Genomic DNA, 16,856 nt, shown 5'->3' with positions numbered 1-16,856 from the left:
AACTAGCCGGATTGCGGGCCATGTCGCCCGATCCGGTTAACTTTGCTTGCGGGGGTGTGACGCCCGCTTAACCCGCGAAATTGTATGATTCCCGTCGATTTTCGTACAACGGTTTTCGCCCCTTTTCCCGGCTCGCGCGCGGCCCCATATTAGCCTCATGCTCAGATTTACCCCGATCCTGCTGGCGATCATGTATGCGCTGGCGATGTACTGGTTCTCCGCTTGGCGAACGCGCAAGGAGTTGGATGCGCGCTCGACCGAGTTGGTGGACCCAAAGCTGCAACCCGTGCTGGACCGGCTGGCGCAAGCGCTGGATGTGCCGCGCGTGCGGGTGTTCCTTTATGAGGTCGAGCCAGTCAACGGGCTGGCGGCGCCGGATGGGCGGGTGTTCCTGACCCGGGGGTTCTACAAGCGGTTCCAGTCGGGCGAGGTCAGCGCCGAGGAAATCGGCAGCGTGATCGCGCATGAGCTGGGACACGTGGCGCTGGGGCATACGCGGCGGCGGATGATCGACTTTTCCGGGCAGAACGCGATGCGGGCGGCGCTGGGGATGGTGCTGTCGCGGCTGCTGCCGGGGATCGGGATCTACATCGCCAACGGGCTGACACGGCTGCTGGCGGCGCGGATGTCGCGGAGCGATGAATATGAGGCCGACGAATATGCCAGCGCGCTGATGGTGAAGGCGGGGTTCGGCACCGGGCCACAAAAGTCGCTGTTCACCAAGCTGGAGGCGCTGACGGGGGCCCGCGCGGGTGTGGTGCCAGCGTGGTTGATGAGCCACCCGGCGACGCCGGAACGGATCGCGATGATCGAGCGGCACGAGGCCAAGTGGAACCTTAGCTGAGCGCCTTGCCCAGACGCGGCAGGCGCGCCTTTTTCAAAAGCTGACGGGTCTCCCATGTCTGGCCGGACAAGCGGTCGGCCTGTTGGCGCACGCCCTCGACCGCGGCGGCGACGGCGTCGGGGTTTTGCTGCCAGAAAGCATAGAGGAACTCGTCCGGGGCTTGGCGGGTCAGCCCCTCTTCGGCCAAGGTCTGGCGCGGGAAATCGGCGGCGTTCAGGGTGATCAGCGTGTCGGCATGGCCCGCGATGGCGGCGGCCAGCACGTGGATGTCGGCGGGATCGGGCAGGTACAGGCGGTTTTCCAGCGAGGGCGGCCAGGTCACGACCGCGTCGGGCCACGCAGCGGAAAGCAATGCGATCTCGCCTCGGGCCTGCGCCTCGCCGGTCGGGCCGAGTTTGCGGGCGGCGCGGGCCCATTCCTCGAGGATGCGGGCGGACCAGAGCGGGCGAAAGGCCCCGGTGGCCGCGACGGCCAGCAGGATCTCTCGCATCACCGTGGGGTACAGGACGCAGGTGTCCAGCAGCGCCCTCATAGGCGGAAGAACAGCGCCTTGAGGTAGCCGCTTTCGACCAGTTGCGGCATCAGCGGGTGGTCGGGGCCGGCATAGCCGGTGCGGATCAGCTGCGCGGTGCGCCCGGCACGGCCGATGCCACGGACGCAAGCGCCCTGGAAGCGGACCAGATCGGCCGCGTGCGAGCAGGAGCAGAGCACGAGGTAGCCACCCTCGGCCACCAGCGGGGCGGCCAGACGGGCGACGCGCTCATAGGCGCGCAGACCAGCCTCGAGCGCCTGTTTGTTGGGGGCGAAGGCGGGCGGATCGCAGATCACGACCTCGTACTTCTTGCCCTCATCGGCCAGTGCGGCCAGCGTGTCGAAGGCATCGCCCTTGCGGGTGGTGAAGCGGTCGGCCATGCCCATCGCGGCGGCACCCTTGGCGGCCAGCTCCAGCGCGGGTTCCGAGCCGTCGACGGCCAGCGCCGACTTGGCGCCACCGGCCAGCGCGGCCAGAGAGAAGCCGCCGACATGGCTGAACACGTCCAGCACGCGGGCGTCCTTGCACAGGCTGGCGGCAAAGGCGTGGTTGGGGCGCTGGTCAAAGAACAGGCCGGTTTTCTGCCCGCCGACCAGATCGGCCATGTAGGTGGCGCCGTTCATGGGAACGGGAATCGGTTCCGAGGGCACGGTTCCGGCGACGGTGCGGGTATCTTCGTCCAGCCCTTCGAGGGTGCGGGCGCGGCCCGAGGCGTTTTTCAGCACGTTCTTGACGCCGGTGACAGCGATCAGCGCGGCGGTCAGGTCATCCATCAGCACATCGGCCCAGGCGGCGTTGGGTTGCACCACGGCAGTGTCGCCAAAGCGGTCGATGACGACGCCGGGCAGGCCGTCGGCCTCGGCGTGGATCAGGCGATAGTACGGCTGGTCATAGAGCCGTTCGCGCAGGCGCAGCGCCTTTTCGATGCGGTCGGCCAGCCAGTAGCGATCGATCTTGGCGGTCAGGTCGCGCTCCAACATCCGGCAGATGATGCGGGAGTTGGGGTTGAAGGCGACGATGCCAAGCTCTTGCCGGTTCTCGTCCTGCAGCAGGGCAATCGTGCCCGGATCCAGCGAACGGGTGCGCCGGTCGGTGACGATTTCGTTGTCATAAACCCAAGGGAAACCGTGCCGGATGGCGCGGGCGTTGGATTTGGGCTTCATGCGGACGATGGGAAGGTCTTGTGTCATGGCGCCCTCATAGCCGGGTTTGCGGGTGCTGGGAAGCGGGATCAGTCGGGATTGCCCACCAGGATGAACGGTGCCCAGAATGCGGGGTGATGCCATTCGGGGCGGCGGGGGTCGTCGATCATCGCCAGGATCGCCTGTTGTTGGGCGCGCGCGGCGGTCAGCGTGGGATCGGCGGCGCGACGGGCAAAAAGATCGGTCATCAGCGCCACGGCCGAGCGGCTTTCCACCGGCCAGTGCGACACCATCAGGGCGCGGGCCCCGGCATAGGTGAACGCCTCGGCCAGGCCGGACAGCGCCTCGGCCCCCGGTTCATCCCCGACGGCGGTGTTACAGGCGGACAGCACGACCCAATCGGCATTCAGCCGCAAAGAGGCGATTTCCGAGGCGGTCAGCAGCCCATCTTCGCCCTGCCCGGCCGTCAGCGCCAGCGCGGGTTCGTCGAGTTGCTGATCGGCGGTCACCATGTCACCGGCGACCAGACCGTGGGTGGCGAAGTACAGCACGCGGTAATCGGACAGGTCTTGGGCCTTGATCTCGGCCTCGCTGGCGGCGGACTGGGCGCGGACGGCCTGATCGGCGGGGGCGCCGACCGCCTCGGCCACGGCGCGCACCTCGATCGCGGTTTCGGGCAGCGGGGCCAGCGCACCGCGCAGGGCGGCACGGGTGCCAGCGGCGGCCAATTGTTCGCCGGTGCCGGTAAAGACCGGGTCGGCAAAACCCAGGAAGGGGTGCGCGGCGCGGGCGGTCTGGCGGGTCAGCGTGGTGAGGCGCAGCGAATCGATGGAGGGGATGACGGTGATCGCGTGATGACGCACCAGCCAGTCGGCCTGCGCGATGTCGGTGGTGTCATTGCGCACCAACAGCTGCGGCGGGATCGAGGACAGCGCGCCGCGCAGCTCGGCGTAGATGTGGGTCTTGCCATCCAGCAGGTCGGCCACGGTGCCGAAGGTGTTGTCGTAGATCCAGTGCGCGGCATAGAGGTTGTAGTCGTCCCGCTTGGGCGTGTCCTTTTTCTTGAGCGACACACCGGCGCGCACCCCCATCCGCAGGTCGATCGAGTCGCGCAGCTCGGACACGGCCATGGCCAGGTTATCCTTGCTGACCGGCATCTCGCGCCAGACGGCGGTGTCATGGGTGACGACCAGCACGTAATCCCAGTCGTTTTCCAGCTCGCCAATATCGAAGATCACCAGCGCCTCGTCTGCGCCCAGCATGGCCTGCACTTCGGGCAGAGTCAGCGGGCTGGTTTCATACATCGAGGCAAAGGGCAGATCCTGCTTGCGCAGCTCGGCGCCCAGATCGTTGATCTGGGTCGAAAGCGCCTCGATCTCGGCACGGATCTGGCGTTCGAGACTGGGGTTCCGCTCGGCATTGGGCAGGCCGGCGTAATACGAGATTTCCTGCTGCAGGGCGCTTTGGCGGCGCTGCATGTCGGTGAAGTCGCGCATCTTGGTGGTTTTGGAGGCGTCGGCGATCTGCACGCGCTGGGCCAGCATCGCATAGGCCGCCCGCGCCGCGCCGTTGCCGTTTTCCTGGCTCAGGCGAAAGGCCTGCGGAAGCACTTCGTCCTCGGGGATCTGGCCCTGGTTGCGCGCCAGCATCAGGTTTTCCATCAGCACCATGCGGCTGTTCATGCCCGCCGCCTCGGCCTTGAGGGCAAGGCGCCACGCCTCGGCATAGTTCTGGCGGTCGTTTTCCATCGCGGCGAGGTCCAGATAGGCCTTGCCGACGAATTCCGACGTGGGCGAGAGCAGCTGTTCGCGCAGGGCGACCGAGGCGCGCATATCCTGAACCGCGGCGTCGAAGGCGGGGGTGCCGACGGTGCCCTGAGCCTTCATGAAGGCGCGGTAGGCCAGGTATTCGGCATAGGGCAGCGAGGTGTCCGAGAAGGTGGTCATCAGCCCCTCGTGCCAGTCCTCCATCACGCGGGCCATGCCGTCGAAGTCGCCGGTTTTATACAGAACCAGCGCGTATTCGCCCTGCGTGTAGACGGTTTCGGGGTGGTGCGGCACGTAATAGCCCTGCATCCGGCGCAGGGTGTCGGCATAGGCCTCGGCCGCTTCGTCCAGACGGCCAAGATCGCGCAGGATGCGGGCCTTTTCCTTGGCGACCGAGCAGGCGTAATAGGCGGTGCGATCATTGCCCACCGCATCCAGCTTGGGCAGCAGATCGGTGACGCTGGCCAACGCCTCGTCCCAATAGCCGAGATCCTTGAAGATGCCGGCGGTGTTGAATTGCCACAACAGCGTGGTCTGGTTCTTGGGCCCCCACATGGTTTCGGCGAACTTGGTCGCCTCCAGCGCCAGCGGCAGCGCGTCGTTGGAATAGCCCATGCGCGACAGGTGCACGGCCAGCTGCATCGAGGCGTCCAGACGGTAGGGATTGAACTTGGGATAGTTCTCGGTCCAGATCTTGTAGGCGTCCTCCATCTCTTGCAGGGCTTCGGCGTTGCGGCCCTGCAGGCGCATGGTGTTGGACAGGGCCTGCCGCAGGCGCAGCACCTTGACGTGGGTGGGGCCGCCGGCCTCGGTCGCCTTGGCGATCAGCGGGCGCAGGATCGCCTCGGCCCCGGCGAAATCCCCAATGCGAAAGCGCGCGTCCATCGCGGCCTCTTGCTCGGCGACGTAGGTGTCCATCGGCTCGCCCAGCACCTGGGCAGCGGCGGGATGGGTGAACAGGGCGATCAGCAGGGCAAACAGAATACGTGTCATGCCCCGAATTTAGGCGCCCTGCCCCCGCGCGGTCCACAGGTTTTGCATGACAAATGCCGTCAGGCGTCGCGGCTTGAAGCGTTATCGCTAACGCGGTATAGCCAAAACAGGCAGGAGAATTGCATGAGTCTGAACGACACGATTGCCCGGGTTACCGACCGGATCATCGCGCGTAGCGCCCAGACGCGCGGGGCCTATCTTGCGCGAATGCGGGATGCGGGCCAGCAAGGCCCGGCGCGCGCGCATCTGACCTGTGGCAACCAGGCCCATGCCTATGCCGGGATGGTCACAGACCAACCCCGCCTGGCCGAGGGGCGCGCCCCCAATCTGGGCATCGTCACCGCCTATAACGACATGCTGTCGGCACACCAGCCCTATGAGGCCTACCCCGAACTGATCCGCCAGACCGCCCGCGCGCTGGGCGCCACGGCGCAGGTGGCGGGCGGGGTTCCGGCGATGTGCGACGGCGTCACGCAAGGCCAGACGGGGATGGAACTGTCGCTGTTTTCCCGCGATGTCATCGCGTTGGCCGCCGGGGTCGCGCTGTCGCACAACACCTATGACGCGGCGCTGTTTCTGGGCGTGTGCGACAAGATCGTGCCGGGTCTGGTGATCGCCGCCGCCACGTTCGGGCATATCCCCGCGGTGTTTTTGCCCGCTGGCCCCATGCCCTCGGGCCTGCCGAACGACGAAAAGGCCCATGTCCGCGCGCAATTCGCCGCCGGAGAGGTCGATCGCACAGCACTGATGGCGGCCGAGATGGCCAGTTACCACGCGCCCGGCACCTGCACCTTCTACGGCACCGCCAATTCCAACCAGATGCTGATGGAGGTGATGGGCCTGCACCTGCCCGGCGCGTCCTTCGTCAACCCCGGCACCCCACTGCGCGAGGCACTGACCCGCGCGGGCGTGGAACGCGCGGTGCAGATCGCCACGACAGACCGAACCCCCGCCTGCGATGTGCTGGATGAACGCGCCTTTGTGAACGGCATCGTCGGGCTGATGGCGACGGGCGGCTCGACCAACCTGCTGATCCACCTGCCCGCGATGGCCAAGGCCGCCGGGATCCAGCTGACGATGCAGGATTTTTCCGAGATATCCTCGGTCGTCCCACTGCTGGCCAAGATCTACCCGAACGGGCTGGCCGATGTGAACCATTTCCACGCCGCCGGGGGGCTGGGCTATCTGATCGCGCAACTGCTGGAGGCCGGTCTGCTGCACGACGACGTGCAAACCGTCGCTGGCCCGGGGTTGGAGCGGTATACGCATGAGCCGCGCCTGAAGGGCGGCGTTTTGGGCTGGTCCGAGGGCGCGCGCCGCAGCGAAAACGACCGTATCCTGCGCCCCGCCAGCGACCCGTTCCAGCCGACCGGTGGTCTGGCCGCGCTCAGCGGCAATCTGGGGACCGGGGTGATGAAGGTCTCGGCCGTCGCCCCCGAACGGCATGTGATCCAGGCCCCGGCGCGGGTGTTCCACGATCAGGACTCGGTCAAGGCGGCGTTCAAGGCGGGCGAGTTTACCGGCGACACCGTGGTCGTCGTGCGGTTCCAGGGCCCGCGCGCCAACGGGATGCCCGAGCTGCACGGGCTGACGCCGACCCTGTCGGTGCTGCAAGACCGCGGGCTGCGCGTGGCGCTGGTGACGGACGGGCGGATGTCGGGCGCGTCGGGCAAGGTGCCCTCGGCGATCCACGTCACGCCCGAGGCGGCGATGGGCGGCCCGCTGGCGCGGGTGCACGACGGCGATCTGCTGCGCGTCGATGCGGTTTCCGGAACGCTGGAGAACCTGACCGAAGGCTTTGCCACACGTGATCCGGTGGTGCCGGACCTGTCCGCCAACGGCCACGGATTGGGGCGCGAGCTGTTCGAAGTGTTCCGCCAGAATGTCGGCCCGGCCACGGACGGCGCCAGCAGTCTTGGATGAGGAACGCATGATAACCCCCTCGGAAGCCTCAACATTTACGCAAACCCTATGCGAAACCGCGCCGGTCATCCCGGTGCTGGTGGTCGAAGACCCGACCACCGCCGCCCCACTGGCCAAGGCGCTGGTCGCGGGCGGGCTGCCGGTGTTGGAGGTGACGCTGCGCACCGCCGCTGCGCTGTCGGTGATCCGCGAAATGGCGCAGGTTCCGGGGGCCATCGTCGGCGCCGGCACCGTGCTGACGCCCGAGGACGCGCGCAACGCCCGCGCCGCCGGGGCGCAGTTCGCGGTGTCTCCGGGTGCTACCGACGCGCTACTGGACGCGTGCGAGGCGATTGATCTGCCGATCCTGCCCGGTGCCGCAACGGCGACCGAGGCGATGGCCCTGCTGGCGCGCGGCTACACGGTGCAAAAGTTCTTTCCGGCCGAGGCTATAGGGGGCGCCAAGGCGTTGAAATCATTGGCAGGTCCTCTGCCGCAAATCCTGTTCTGCCCGACCGGCGGGATCAGCGCGAAAAACGCGCCCGACTACCTGTCGCTGCCCAATGTGCGCTGCGTTGGCGGCAGCTGGGTGGCGCCCGCCGATCTGGTCGCGAACGGCGAGTGGGAGGCCATCCGAGATCTGGCCTCAGCGGCGGCCAAACTGCGTTAACTTCGCCGCACAACCAACTGTTTTAGTTGCGTTCCCGGCTGCGCCATCCGCCGCGACGCCGCGGTGCCATCATCTGCTGCAAACCGTCCGCCATCACCTGTGTCATCGGATGATCCGGGTGGCTGGCCGCGTAAAGCGGGTGCAGCTCGGCCAGGGCCTTTTGGCTGTCGGTGCCTGCGGGCAGGCTGAGCGCCCAATCCAGAAAGACCGAGCGGCATTCGCCCGGAGTGATCCCCTCGATCAGATAGGATTCACGGATCAAACCCTTTGGATCCAATGGGTTATTCTTCATTCTTCATCCCCCGAACGGACGGTCGAGCACCGTGTCGATGACCGTGGCAGCGGCCTGGCTGGCATCGCCCATGGCGGTTTCCAGCGCGTCCACTGTGTCAAATCCCGTCTCGCGCAGCAACATCTTACGCCCGCCTTCGCCGATGCTGTCGGCGTCCAGCGGCTTATCGGTCAGCAATTTCGACACCATTTGCACCTGCCAACACAGATCATAGGCACGGATCAGGGTGTCGCCCTCGGCCTCGCTCAGCAATCCGCCCGTAACGGCCGAGGCCAGCGCGCCGTGGATCGTGGGGCCGGTGTGGTGGGTCAGCAGGGCGCCGGCCTGGGCCAGCAGCTCGATATCCTGCAGGCGGCCGGGGCCGATCTTGGCGTCCCACGGGCCAGCGGGGGCCTTGGCGGCGGCGATCCGGCCGCGCATCTCAGAGACATCGGCCAGCACCTTGGCGGCGTCATGCGGCAGGCCCAGAACGCGGATGCGGACCTGCTCTACCTCGTCCGCCACGGTGTCCGAGCCCGCAACGCCACGCGCGCGGGTCAGCGCCAGGTGTTCCCAGGTCCAGGCCTCGGTCAGCTGGTAGTCGGTGAAGGCGGGCAGGCTGACGGCGACGGGCCCCTGTGTGCCCGAGGGGCGCAGACGCATGTCGATCTCGTAGAGGCGGCCTTCGGACATCAGCGCGGTGACGGCGGTGACCATGGCCTGCGTCAGCCGGGCGTAATAGGTGCGCGCAGCCAGCGGGCGGCGCCCGTCCGAGCTTTCGACCCCGTCGGCGTCATAGATCACGATCAGGTCCAGATCCGAGGCCGAGTTGATGCGCCCTGCCCCCACGCTGCCCATCCCCAGCGCCATCGCGCCGCGCCCCGGCGGATCACCGTGCTTGGCCGCGAAGTTGTCTACGACCACGGGCCAGAGCGCACCCAGAACGGCCTGCGCCAGATCGGCGTATTCCGCCCCGGCGCGGGCGGCGTCGATCAATCCGCGCAGATGGTGCACGCCGATGCGGAAGTGCCATTCCTTGGCCCAGCGACGGGCGGTATCCAGCTTACCCTCGTAGTCCGGCTCGGCATCCATCCGCTCGGTCAGTTCGGCGCGCAGGGAGTCGTGGCCGGGCCAATCGGCAAAGAATCCCCCGCCGATCACCGCGTCGAACACCCCCGCGTTGCGCGACAGGTGCGCGGCCAGCGCGGGCGAGGTTCCGGCGATGTCGATCAGCAGGTCGATCAGCTGCGGATTGGCGTCCAGCAGCGAGAACAACTGCACCCCCGCAGGCAGGCCCGACAGGAAGCCGTCGAGCGCCAAGAGCGCCTCTTCGGGTTTGGCGGCGCGGTGCAGGCGGGACAGCAGTTCGGGGCGGAGGCGTTTGAAAATGCTCATCGCCCGTTCCGAACGCAGCGCCGGATAGGTCGCCCAGCGTTGCAGGATCTGGGCGTCGAATTCGGGCACGGGCTTGGTTTTCGGGCTGGTGTCGGGAGCAAAGAACCCCTCGGTCAGATCGTGCACCTCTTCCAGCCGGGCGCGCAGGTCGGTCTGGAAGGCGTCTACGCTGGTGTCCATGAAGCAGGCGAGGCGTTCAAACCCTTCGGGCGATTGCGGCAGCAGGTGGGTTTGCGCGTCGTTGATCATCTGGACGCGGTGCTCGACCTCGCGGTGGTAGCGGTAGTGGGTCGTCAACGTGGCGGCGACGTCTTCGGGAATCCAGCCCTTGGCGGCGAGCGCGGACAGCCCCTCGACCGTGCCGCGCAGGCGCAGGTCTGGATCGCGGCCACCGGCGATCAGTTGGCGGGTCTGGGTGAAGAACTCGATCTCGCGGATGCCGCCCCGGCCCAGTTTCATGTTGTGCCCCGGCAGGGCGCGCTGGCCGCCGGTGCCCTTGTGTTCACGGATGCGCAGGCGCATGTCGTGGGCGTCCTGAATGGCGGCGAAATCCAGATGCTTGCGCCAGATGAAGGGGCGCAGGGTTTTCAGGAACCCCTCGCCCGCGGTCAGATCCCCCGCCGAGGGGCGCGCCTTGATATAGGCGGCGCGTTCCCATGTGCGGCCCAGCGATTCGTAATAGGTCTCGGCGGCGGCCATCGCCATGCAGACGGGCGTGACCGAGGGATCGGGACGCAGGCGCAGATCGGTGCGGAAAACGTAGCCATCGGCGGTCAGGTCATTGAGCATGCCCGACATTTTCCGCGTGGCCCGCACGAAAGAGGCGCGCGCGTCATGGTAATCCGAGGGGTCGAAACGGGTCTCGTCGAACAGGCAGATCAGGTCGATGTCCGAGCTGTAGTTCAGCTCGTACGCGCCCATCTTGCCCATCGCGAGGGAGACCATGCCGCCCGCGGTGGCGATGTCATCCTCGGTCGCACCGGGGAGTTTGTTGCGCTTGATCTCGGCCGCGATGCAGGCCTTCAGCGCCACGTCGCTGGCCAGATCGGCGAAACGGGTCAGGGTTCCGGTCACCTCCTCCAGCGGCCAGACACCGGCCAGATCGCAAAGCGCGGTCAGCAAGGCAATGCGGCGCTTGGACTGGCGCAGATGGGTCGGCAGTTGGTCGTGCGGGCAGTCGCGCGCGGCCTGGAACAGCGCCTGAATGGCGCCCTCGGGGTCGTCGAGGGCTTCGGGCAGCCAGTCGCGCTCTTTCTCCATCAGGGTTTTCAGATAGGGCGCGCAGCCGGCGGTGCCCGCGATCACTTGCATGACTTCGGGGGGCTGACCGGGGAACAGGGCGCGGGCTTCGGCCCCACGATCAGGGTCGAACGGACGGGGCGAGCGGGTGATGCGCGATGCGAAATTCATAGGCGCAAGATGCGGCGGCGGCGGGGGCTGGTCAATGGGTCTTGGTGGCGGCTAAGCTGCGCCAAAAAGGAGAGCGGGATGAGCAAAAGCCTGAAACGCGTCACGCGTGCGCTGCACGAGGCCGGGATCGACACCGAAATCAAGGAACTGGGCCTGGCGCGCACCGCGCAGCAGGCGGCGGAGGTGGCGGGCTGCGCGCTGGACCAGATCGCCAAGTCGATGATCTTTCGCGGCGAGAACAGCGGCGAGGCGATCCTGTTCCTGACCGCGGGCGGCAATTTCGTGGACGAGGCCAAGGCCAGCGCGGTCGCGGGCGAACCGCTGGGCAAGGCGGATGCGGCGCTGATCCGGGCGCAGACCGGGTTTGCCATCGGGGGCGTCGCGCCCGTGGGGCATCTGCACCCGATCCGCGCCTTTCTGGACCCGCGCCTGCTGGAATTCAGCGAAATCTGGGCCGCAGCGGGCACGCCGCACCATATTTTCCCGATGAATCCGGCTGACCTACCCCGGATTACCGGCGCTCAACCCGCTGATTTTACGCGATAATCCAAAATAATGTAAAAAACATTTACATCGACCCTTGTGCAGGGCCCTGTCGGTGCCAATCTATGCAATGTGAAAAACATTCACATCGACACAGCAACAACGGAGAACACCGATGACCCCCGCCGCCGCCTTTACTGCCCCGACCACCACCCCGCGTATGGGCTGGTTCTCGCGCGCTGAAAGCTGGCTGGACAGCAAGGGCAAAGGCGCATGGATCGCTGCAATGGTCCTGGGCTTCGTCTTTGTCTGGCCTGTCGGCCTGGCCCTTCTCTTTTACATGATCTGGAGCAAGAAAATGTTCGGACACAAATGCCGCCACCGCACCCACATGACCCGCCACGGTTTCCACGCGATGCGGCCGTCGGGCAACTCGGCCTTCGATGCGTACAAGGCTGACACCCTGCGCCGCCTGGAAGACGAACAGGAACAGTTCGAAGCCTTCCTGCAGCGTCTGCGCGAAGCCAAGGACAAGGCAGAATTCGACCAGTTCATGGACGACCGCGCCCGCAAGGCCAACGAGTCGCAGTCGGACGAGCGCGAAGACGCCTAAGCTGGACGGGGCCCGGACTGACCGGGCCCCTGCCCCCTTTTTCCACAGGATCACGGATATGAACACCTGGCACCTGCCCGACCCGCATTCGCAGCCCGAGTTCTACTCGGACGTGGCCTCGAAACGGCTGCTGGCCTTTGTCATCGACACGGTGATCGTGGCGCTGGTCAGCCTGATGATCGTGCCGTTCACCGCCTTCACGGGGCTGTTCTTTTTCCCCGCGCTGATGGCCGTTGTGGGGTTCGTCTACCGCGTCATCACGATCGCCACCGGATCGGCGACCTGGGGTATGCGCATCCTGTCGATCGAGTTCCGCACCGCCACCGGCGCGCGGTTCGGCCTGACCGAGGCGTTCCTGCATACGGTGGGCCTGAATGTGTCCTTCGCGGTGTTCCCGCTGCAGCTGGTCTCGGTCATCCTGATGGCCACCACGGAACGCGGCCAGGGCCTGAGCGACATGGTGCTGGGCTCGGTGGCGATCAACCGCCCGGCCCGCTACTGATCCGGCATTAAGGCTGGATACAATCACCCCTTGGCGCATCGCGATCTGGTTGCTATCGTTCGGGCACCCGTAAAGATACGTCCGTGATGCGCCATACGCTTCCCCTTGTTCCGCAGTTCTATGTGACTGCCCCACAGCCCTGTCCGTACCTGTCTGGCCGGATGGAGCGAAAGCTGTTCACCGCGCTGCAGGGCGAAGGATCCAGCGCGCTGAACGATGCGCTGTCGAAACAAGGGTTCCGCCGGTCGCAGAACGTGCTGTACCGGCCCTCGTGCACCGATTGCGCCGCCTGCATGTCGGCGCGCATCAGGGTGGCGGATTTCCAGCCCTCGAAAAGCCAGCGCCGCGTGCTGAAACGCAACGAGCGACTGAAGCGCAAGGCGACCTCGCCCTGGGCCACCGAAGAGCAGTTTTCCCTGTTCCGCCGCTATCTGGACAGCCGTCATGCCGATGGCGGCATGGCCGATATGGACGTGTTCGAATTCGCCGCGATGATCGAGGAAACGCCGATCCGCACCCGCGTCATCGAATATTCCGACCGCCTGACCGGAGAGCTGGTGGCCACCTGCCTGACCGACATCCTGGATGACGGGGTCAGCATGGTCTATTCCTTCTACGAACCCGACAGCGAGAAGAACTCGACCGGGACGTTCATCATTCTGGACCATATCCGCATCGCGCAAGAGGCCGGCCTGCCCTTTGTCTACCTGGGCTACTGGGTGCCCGGCAGCCCCAAGATGGGCTACAAGGCCAAGTTCTCGGGGCTGGAGCTGTATGTCGGCGGCACCTGGGAAAAGATGCGGGGCGAGGACGAATACTCGGCCGAGCTGCACCCGCTGTCGACCGATCCCATCGCCGAACAGGTGGCCAATATCAGCCTGCCCGAGCTGCGCTGACCCCACCCCCGGCCAAATGAAAAGCCGCCCCGAAGGGCGGCTTTTTTGTTTGCGGTGGTCTGATCCCCTTAGTTGGGGATCAGCGCCGGAACGATGGTCACGATGGACGGGAAGAACCACAAGATCCCCAGACCCACCACCTGGATCAGCACGAAGGGCACGATCCCGCGGTAGATATGGCCCGTCGTCACGCTGGCCGGAGCCACGCCGCGCAAGTAGAACAGCGCGAAGCCGAACGGCGGGGTCAGGAACGACGTCTGCAGGTTCACCGCGATCATGATCGTCACCCATTTCGGATCGAAGGTACCGCCGTAGATGACGGGGCCGACGATCGGGATCACGATGTAGATGATCTCGAGGAAGTCCAGCACGAAGCCCAGGAAGAACAGCACCAGCATCACCAGCAGGAACACCGTGAATTCGTTGTCGAACGATTTCAGGAAGGCCTGGATGTAATGCTCGCCCCCGAAGGAGATCACCACCAGGTTCAGCAGCTGAGAGCCGATGAGGATGGTGAAGACCATCGAGGTCACCTTGGCGGTTTCGCGCACGATCGGCACCAGAACGCCGCCCGTGTACAGAACCCATGCGCCGTAGATCAGGCCGAAGGCTGCGATCAGGTAGGCACCGTAAGCGACGAAGAACGCCACCCAGGTTTCGAACGTCACGACCTGGTTGTTGATGCGCAGGTCAAAGTTCATGCCCACGATCAGCATACCGATGGTCGCGAAGGTCGCCCACAGGATCACCTTGCCGGATTTGCCTTGGTCCTGAAGCTTGCGGTAGGCCGCCAGCATCACGGCACCACCTGCCCCCAGCGCCGCGGCGGGCGTCGGGTTGGTCACGCCACCCAGGATCGAGCCCAGCACCGCCACGATCAGAACCAGCGGCGGGAACACGACGCGGATCAGCTCGTTCTTGGCGGAGCGTGCGGCGGCGTGTTTGCTGCCGTAGAGCGCCAGGATCAGCGGAATGGCCAGGATCACAACCGTCACACCCGACGAGGTCACCGGAGAGATGAGCAGGATGTCAGCCGCAGCCATAAGCAGCAGACCCAGGGCGCCCAGGATCAGCGGCTTGGGATCAGCGGCAGGTGCCACGCCCTTGCCGACCAGCAGGGTCAGGCCCAGCAGGATGATGATCGTGGCAACGCCGGTCCCGATCGGGGCTGCGTTGGCGATCTTGTCGGCGCGCAGCTGGTCGATCTCTTCCTGGGTCAGCTTGTGGGCCTCTTGCACACCACCGGCGGCGTCGATGGCCTTTTGCTCGGCGATGGCCTGATCCCATTTTTCCTGACCGTGCAGCTCGATCATCGAGGCCTTGCACTGTTCACCGACATTGGTGCGCAGGCTGGCGGTCTGCCCCGCCTCGGAGAAGCCCGACACCGTGGTGTCCTGGCTGCCGACGATGTTCACCTGACCCAGCAGAAGGGTGCCAGCAATCAGCGCCACCGGCAGGAACAGGAACCAGGTCAGACCTTCGCGGCGGCTGATCGGCTCGTGCGAGGAGTGGCCCAGTTCGACGGCCGGGGCCTTCGACGGGTTCAGCAGCGCATAACCGAACGCATAGAGACCGTACAGGATGGCCAGCAGGATCCCGGGCAGCATGGCCGCCTGGAACAGCGTGCCCACCGAAACCACGGCAGGTTCACCCAGATAGGTCAGCGCGTCCGAGCACCCCGCCAGCGTGGCGCGGTTTTCCTGCGCGGTCGAGTAGAGGTCGCCCGCCAGAGTACCCAGCAGAACGATCACGATCGACGGCGGGATGATCTGGCCCAGCGTGCCCGACGCGGCGATGACGCCGGTCGACAGCTCGGGCGAGTAGCCGTTGCGCAGCATGGTGGGCAGCGACAGCAGGCCCATCGTCACCACGGTGGCGCCCACGATCCCGGTCGAGGCGGCCAGGAAGGCGCCCACGACGACAACCGACACGGCCAGACCGCCGGGCAGCGGGCCAAAGACGCGCGCCATGGTGGTCAGCAGGTCGTTCGCGATCTTCGAGCGTTCCAGCGTGATCCCCATCAGCACGAACATCAGCACGGCCAGCAGGGTTTCGATGGATTGGCCCGCCAGAACGCGCTCGTTGATGCGGTTCACGATGAACGAGACGTTGCGATCCAGCGCGGTTTCCCAGCCCGACGGGAACACGTGTTCCGCCATGCGTGGCAAATCGGGGTATCGGAAGATCGACACGGCATCCGGGCGCACGCCCGAATTGACCAGATCGTGATAGGCCTGCGACGAGGTGTCGATGGCCATGTGGATCAGCAGACCCGCACTATCCAGCGCGGCGATGATCCCGAAAGAGATGATGCCGGCACCGCCGATGGCAAACGCCACCGGGAACCCGGACAGGATGCCTCCGAAGAGGCAGATGAAGACGATGAGCAGGCCGATTTCGACGCCATCAAGACCGAAGAGCATGTTTTTGGACCCTTATTCTCTTAGTGCGTGCCTTCGTAGGCCTCTTCGCCCTCGCCAAGGGTGTCCTTGTCGAGATGCTTGCCGATGCTGTCTTCGCCTTCGACGAATTCCAGATACGAGCGATAGAAGAAGGCGATGGCGTGAAGGAAGATCATGGCTGCCAGAAGGATCAGCAGGATCTTGAACAGGAAGTAGCCGTTGAAGCCGTTGGGCGAGAAACCGATGGTTTCCACGTTCCAGCGCAGGGCGCGCGACTTCATCAGAAGCCGGTCCAGCGGATCACTGGCCGAGGGGTTCGGCACGATCAGGTGGCGCCACATGAAGAACCAGCCATAGAGCCAGATCAGCGCGGCCATCGGCATCATGAACAGCAGCGAGCCGACCATGTCGACCACGCGCTTGCCGCGATGCGACAGGCCCGAATAGACCAGGTCCACCCGCACATGGCCGCCCTGCACGAAGGTGTAGGTGACGCACAGGCAGACGACCAGGGCGTTGTACAGCTTCAGCTCTTCGGACCACCAGGACACGTCCATCGTCAGCGGGATGCCGAAGCCAAAGGACATGTCAGGCCGCGCAAAGACGCGCTGCATGAAGACGATCACGATCTGCTGGAACACCATCAGCAGGCCGGCCCAGGCAAAGAAGCGGCCGACCGTGTTGGCGAACCCTTCCAGGCCGATGACCATGCCCCACATGAAGCGGCGGAACACGATGCCAAGGACCGTCAGGACCAGGAAAGTCGTGAAAATCACAAAGAAGAATTCCTTGGACCCGCCGTAATAGACAAAGCGCATGATCGCCTGCTTGTCCGACCAGTCCAGCCACAGCTGCGGATGGGTGACGGCGTAGCCCAGATTGTAGAAGGCAAGGCCGATATTCTGGATGACCCACCAGAGCCCCTCAAACAGGGCCCCAATGGCCGATGCGCCACTTTCTTCCTGCATGTTTCCCCCGGAAAAATTGGCTTGCCGCGGGTAGGCATCGCGCCCGTATCACCCAGTCCGGCAAGAG

General features: G+C 65.6%; 14 protein-coding genes. 7 read left to right on the top strand and 7 right to left on the bottom strand.

Features of this window, described 5'->3' with window-relative positions:
- Nucleotides 1-157: 157 nt before the first annotated feature.
- The gene (locus tag E7681_RS07605) at nucleotides 158-844 is read left to right on the top strand and encodes a M48 family metallopeptidase (RefSeq protein ID WP_136338673.1); all 687 of its coding nucleotides are present in this window, start codon (nucleotides 158-160) and stop codon (nucleotides 842-844) included.
- Here E7681_RS07605 and E7681_RS07600 read toward each other — a convergent pair.
- From E7681_RS07600 to E7681_RS07590, 3 genes are read right to left on the bottom strand one after another with little or no spacing between them, the layout of a single operon-like run.
- Nucleotides 837-1,376, bottom strand: a complete 540-nt coding sequence (locus E7681_RS07600) for an RSP_2648 family PIN domain-containing protein (RefSeq protein WP_136338672.1) — start codon at nucleotides 1,374-1,376, stop codon at nucleotides 837-839. The genes E7681_RS07605 and E7681_RS07600 overlap by 8 nt on opposite strands.
- Nucleotides 1,373-2,566 (bottom strand): RSP_2647 family RNA methyltransferase, encoded by a 1,194-nt coding sequence (locus E7681_RS07595; RefSeq protein WP_136338671.1) that lies wholly within the window; start codon nucleotides 2,564-2,566, stop codon nucleotides 1,373-1,375. The genes E7681_RS07600 and E7681_RS07595 overlap by 4 nt, the downstream gene beginning before the upstream one ends.
- 41 nt (nucleotides 2,567-2,607) lie before the next feature.
- Complete coding sequence (locus E7681_RS07590) at nucleotides 2,608-5,277, bottom strand: CHAT domain-containing tetratricopeptide repeat protein (RefSeq protein WP_136338670.1); 2,670 nt, start codon at nucleotides 5,275-5,277, stop codon at nucleotides 2,608-2,610.
- A 123-nt stretch (nucleotides 5,278-5,400) separates the two neighbouring features.
- Between E7681_RS07590 and edd the strand changes: the two genes are divergently transcribed.
- Both edd and eda read left to right on the top strand, forming a co-directional pair.
- Nucleotides 5,401-7,200: a phosphogluconate dehydratase gene (edd, locus tag E7681_RS07585; RefSeq protein ID WP_136338669.1), complete on the top strand. Its 1,800-nt coding sequence runs from the start codon at nucleotides 5,401-5,403 to the stop codon at nucleotides 7,198-7,200.
- Between the two features lie 7 nt (nucleotides 7,201-7,207).
- Complete coding sequence (eda, locus tag E7681_RS07580; RefSeq protein ID WP_136338668.1) at nucleotides 7,208-7,849, top strand: bifunctional 4-hydroxy-2-oxoglutarate aldolase/2-dehydro-3-deoxy-phosphogluconate aldolase; 642 nt, start codon at nucleotides 7,208-7,210, stop codon at nucleotides 7,847-7,849.
- Between the two features lie 22 nt (nucleotides 7,850-7,871).
- Here eda and E7681_RS07575 read toward each other — a convergent pair whose 3' ends face one another.
- Both E7681_RS07575 and E7681_RS07570 read right to left on the bottom strand, forming a co-directional pair.
- The gene (locus E7681_RS07575; protein ID WP_136338667.1) at nucleotides 7,872-8,141 is read right to left on the bottom strand and encodes a hypothetical protein; all 270 of its coding nucleotides are present in this window, start codon (nucleotides 8,139-8,141) and stop codon (nucleotides 7,872-7,874) included.
- 3 nt (nucleotides 8,142-8,144) lie between these two features.
- Nucleotides 8,145-10,925 carry a bifunctional [glutamate--ammonia ligase]-adenylyl-L-tyrosine phosphorylase/[glutamate--ammonia-ligase] adenylyltransferase gene (locus E7681_RS07570; protein WP_136338666.1) on the bottom strand — a complete coding sequence of 927 codons (2,781 nt, stop codon included), beginning with the start codon at nucleotides 10,923-10,925 and terminating at the stop codon, nucleotides 8,145-8,147.
- A 78-nt stretch (nucleotides 10,926-11,003) separates the two neighbouring features.
- On the opposite strand from E7681_RS07570, the gene E7681_RS07565 reads away from it, so the two are divergent.
- From E7681_RS07565 to E7681_RS07550, 4 genes are all read left to right on the top strand, one after another.
- Nucleotides 11,004-11,471: a YbaK/EbsC family protein gene (locus tag E7681_RS07565; protein ID WP_136338665.1), complete on the top strand. Its 468-nt coding sequence runs from the start codon at nucleotides 11,004-11,006 to the stop codon at nucleotides 11,469-11,471.
- 112 nt (nucleotides 11,472-11,583) lie between these two features.
- Complete coding sequence (locus tag E7681_RS07560; protein ID WP_136338664.1) at nucleotides 11,584-12,021, top strand: DUF2852 domain-containing protein; 438 nt, start codon at nucleotides 11,584-11,586, stop codon at nucleotides 12,019-12,021.
- Between the two features lie 58 nt (nucleotides 12,022-12,079).
- Complete coding sequence (locus E7681_RS07555) at nucleotides 12,080-12,523, top strand: RDD family protein (RefSeq protein ID WP_168733173.1); 444 nt, start codon at nucleotides 12,080-12,082, stop codon at nucleotides 12,521-12,523.
- Between the two features lie 86 nt (nucleotides 12,524-12,609).
- Nucleotides 12,610-13,419 (top strand): arginyltransferase, encoded by an 810-nt coding sequence (locus E7681_RS07550; RefSeq protein WP_136338663.1) that lies wholly within the window; start codon nucleotides 12,610-12,612, stop codon nucleotides 13,417-13,419.
- 68 nt (nucleotides 13,420-13,487) lie between these two features.
- On the opposite strand, the gene E7681_RS07545 is transcribed toward E7681_RS07550, so the two are convergent.
- Complete coding sequence (locus E7681_RS07545; RefSeq protein WP_136338662.1) at nucleotides 13,488-15,842, bottom strand: TRAP transporter large permease; 2,355 nt, start codon at nucleotides 15,840-15,842, stop codon at nucleotides 13,488-13,490.
- 20 nt (nucleotides 15,843-15,862) lie between these two features.
- Nucleotides 15,863-16,789 carry a TRAP transporter small permease subunit gene (locus E7681_RS07540; protein ID WP_136338661.1) on the bottom strand — a complete coding sequence of 309 codons (927 nt, stop codon included), beginning with the start codon at nucleotides 16,787-16,789 and terminating at the stop codon, nucleotides 15,863-15,865.
- Nucleotides 16,790-16,856: the final 67 nt, after the last annotated feature.

The sequence above is a fragment of the Thalassobius vesicularis genome (assembly GCF_004799325.1).
GTDB classification, from domain to species: Bacteria; Pseudomonadota; Alphaproteobacteria; order Rhodobacterales; family Rhodobacteraceae; genus Thalassobius; species Thalassobius vesicularis.
This window is presented reverse-complemented; position numbering and strand designations above follow the sequence as displayed.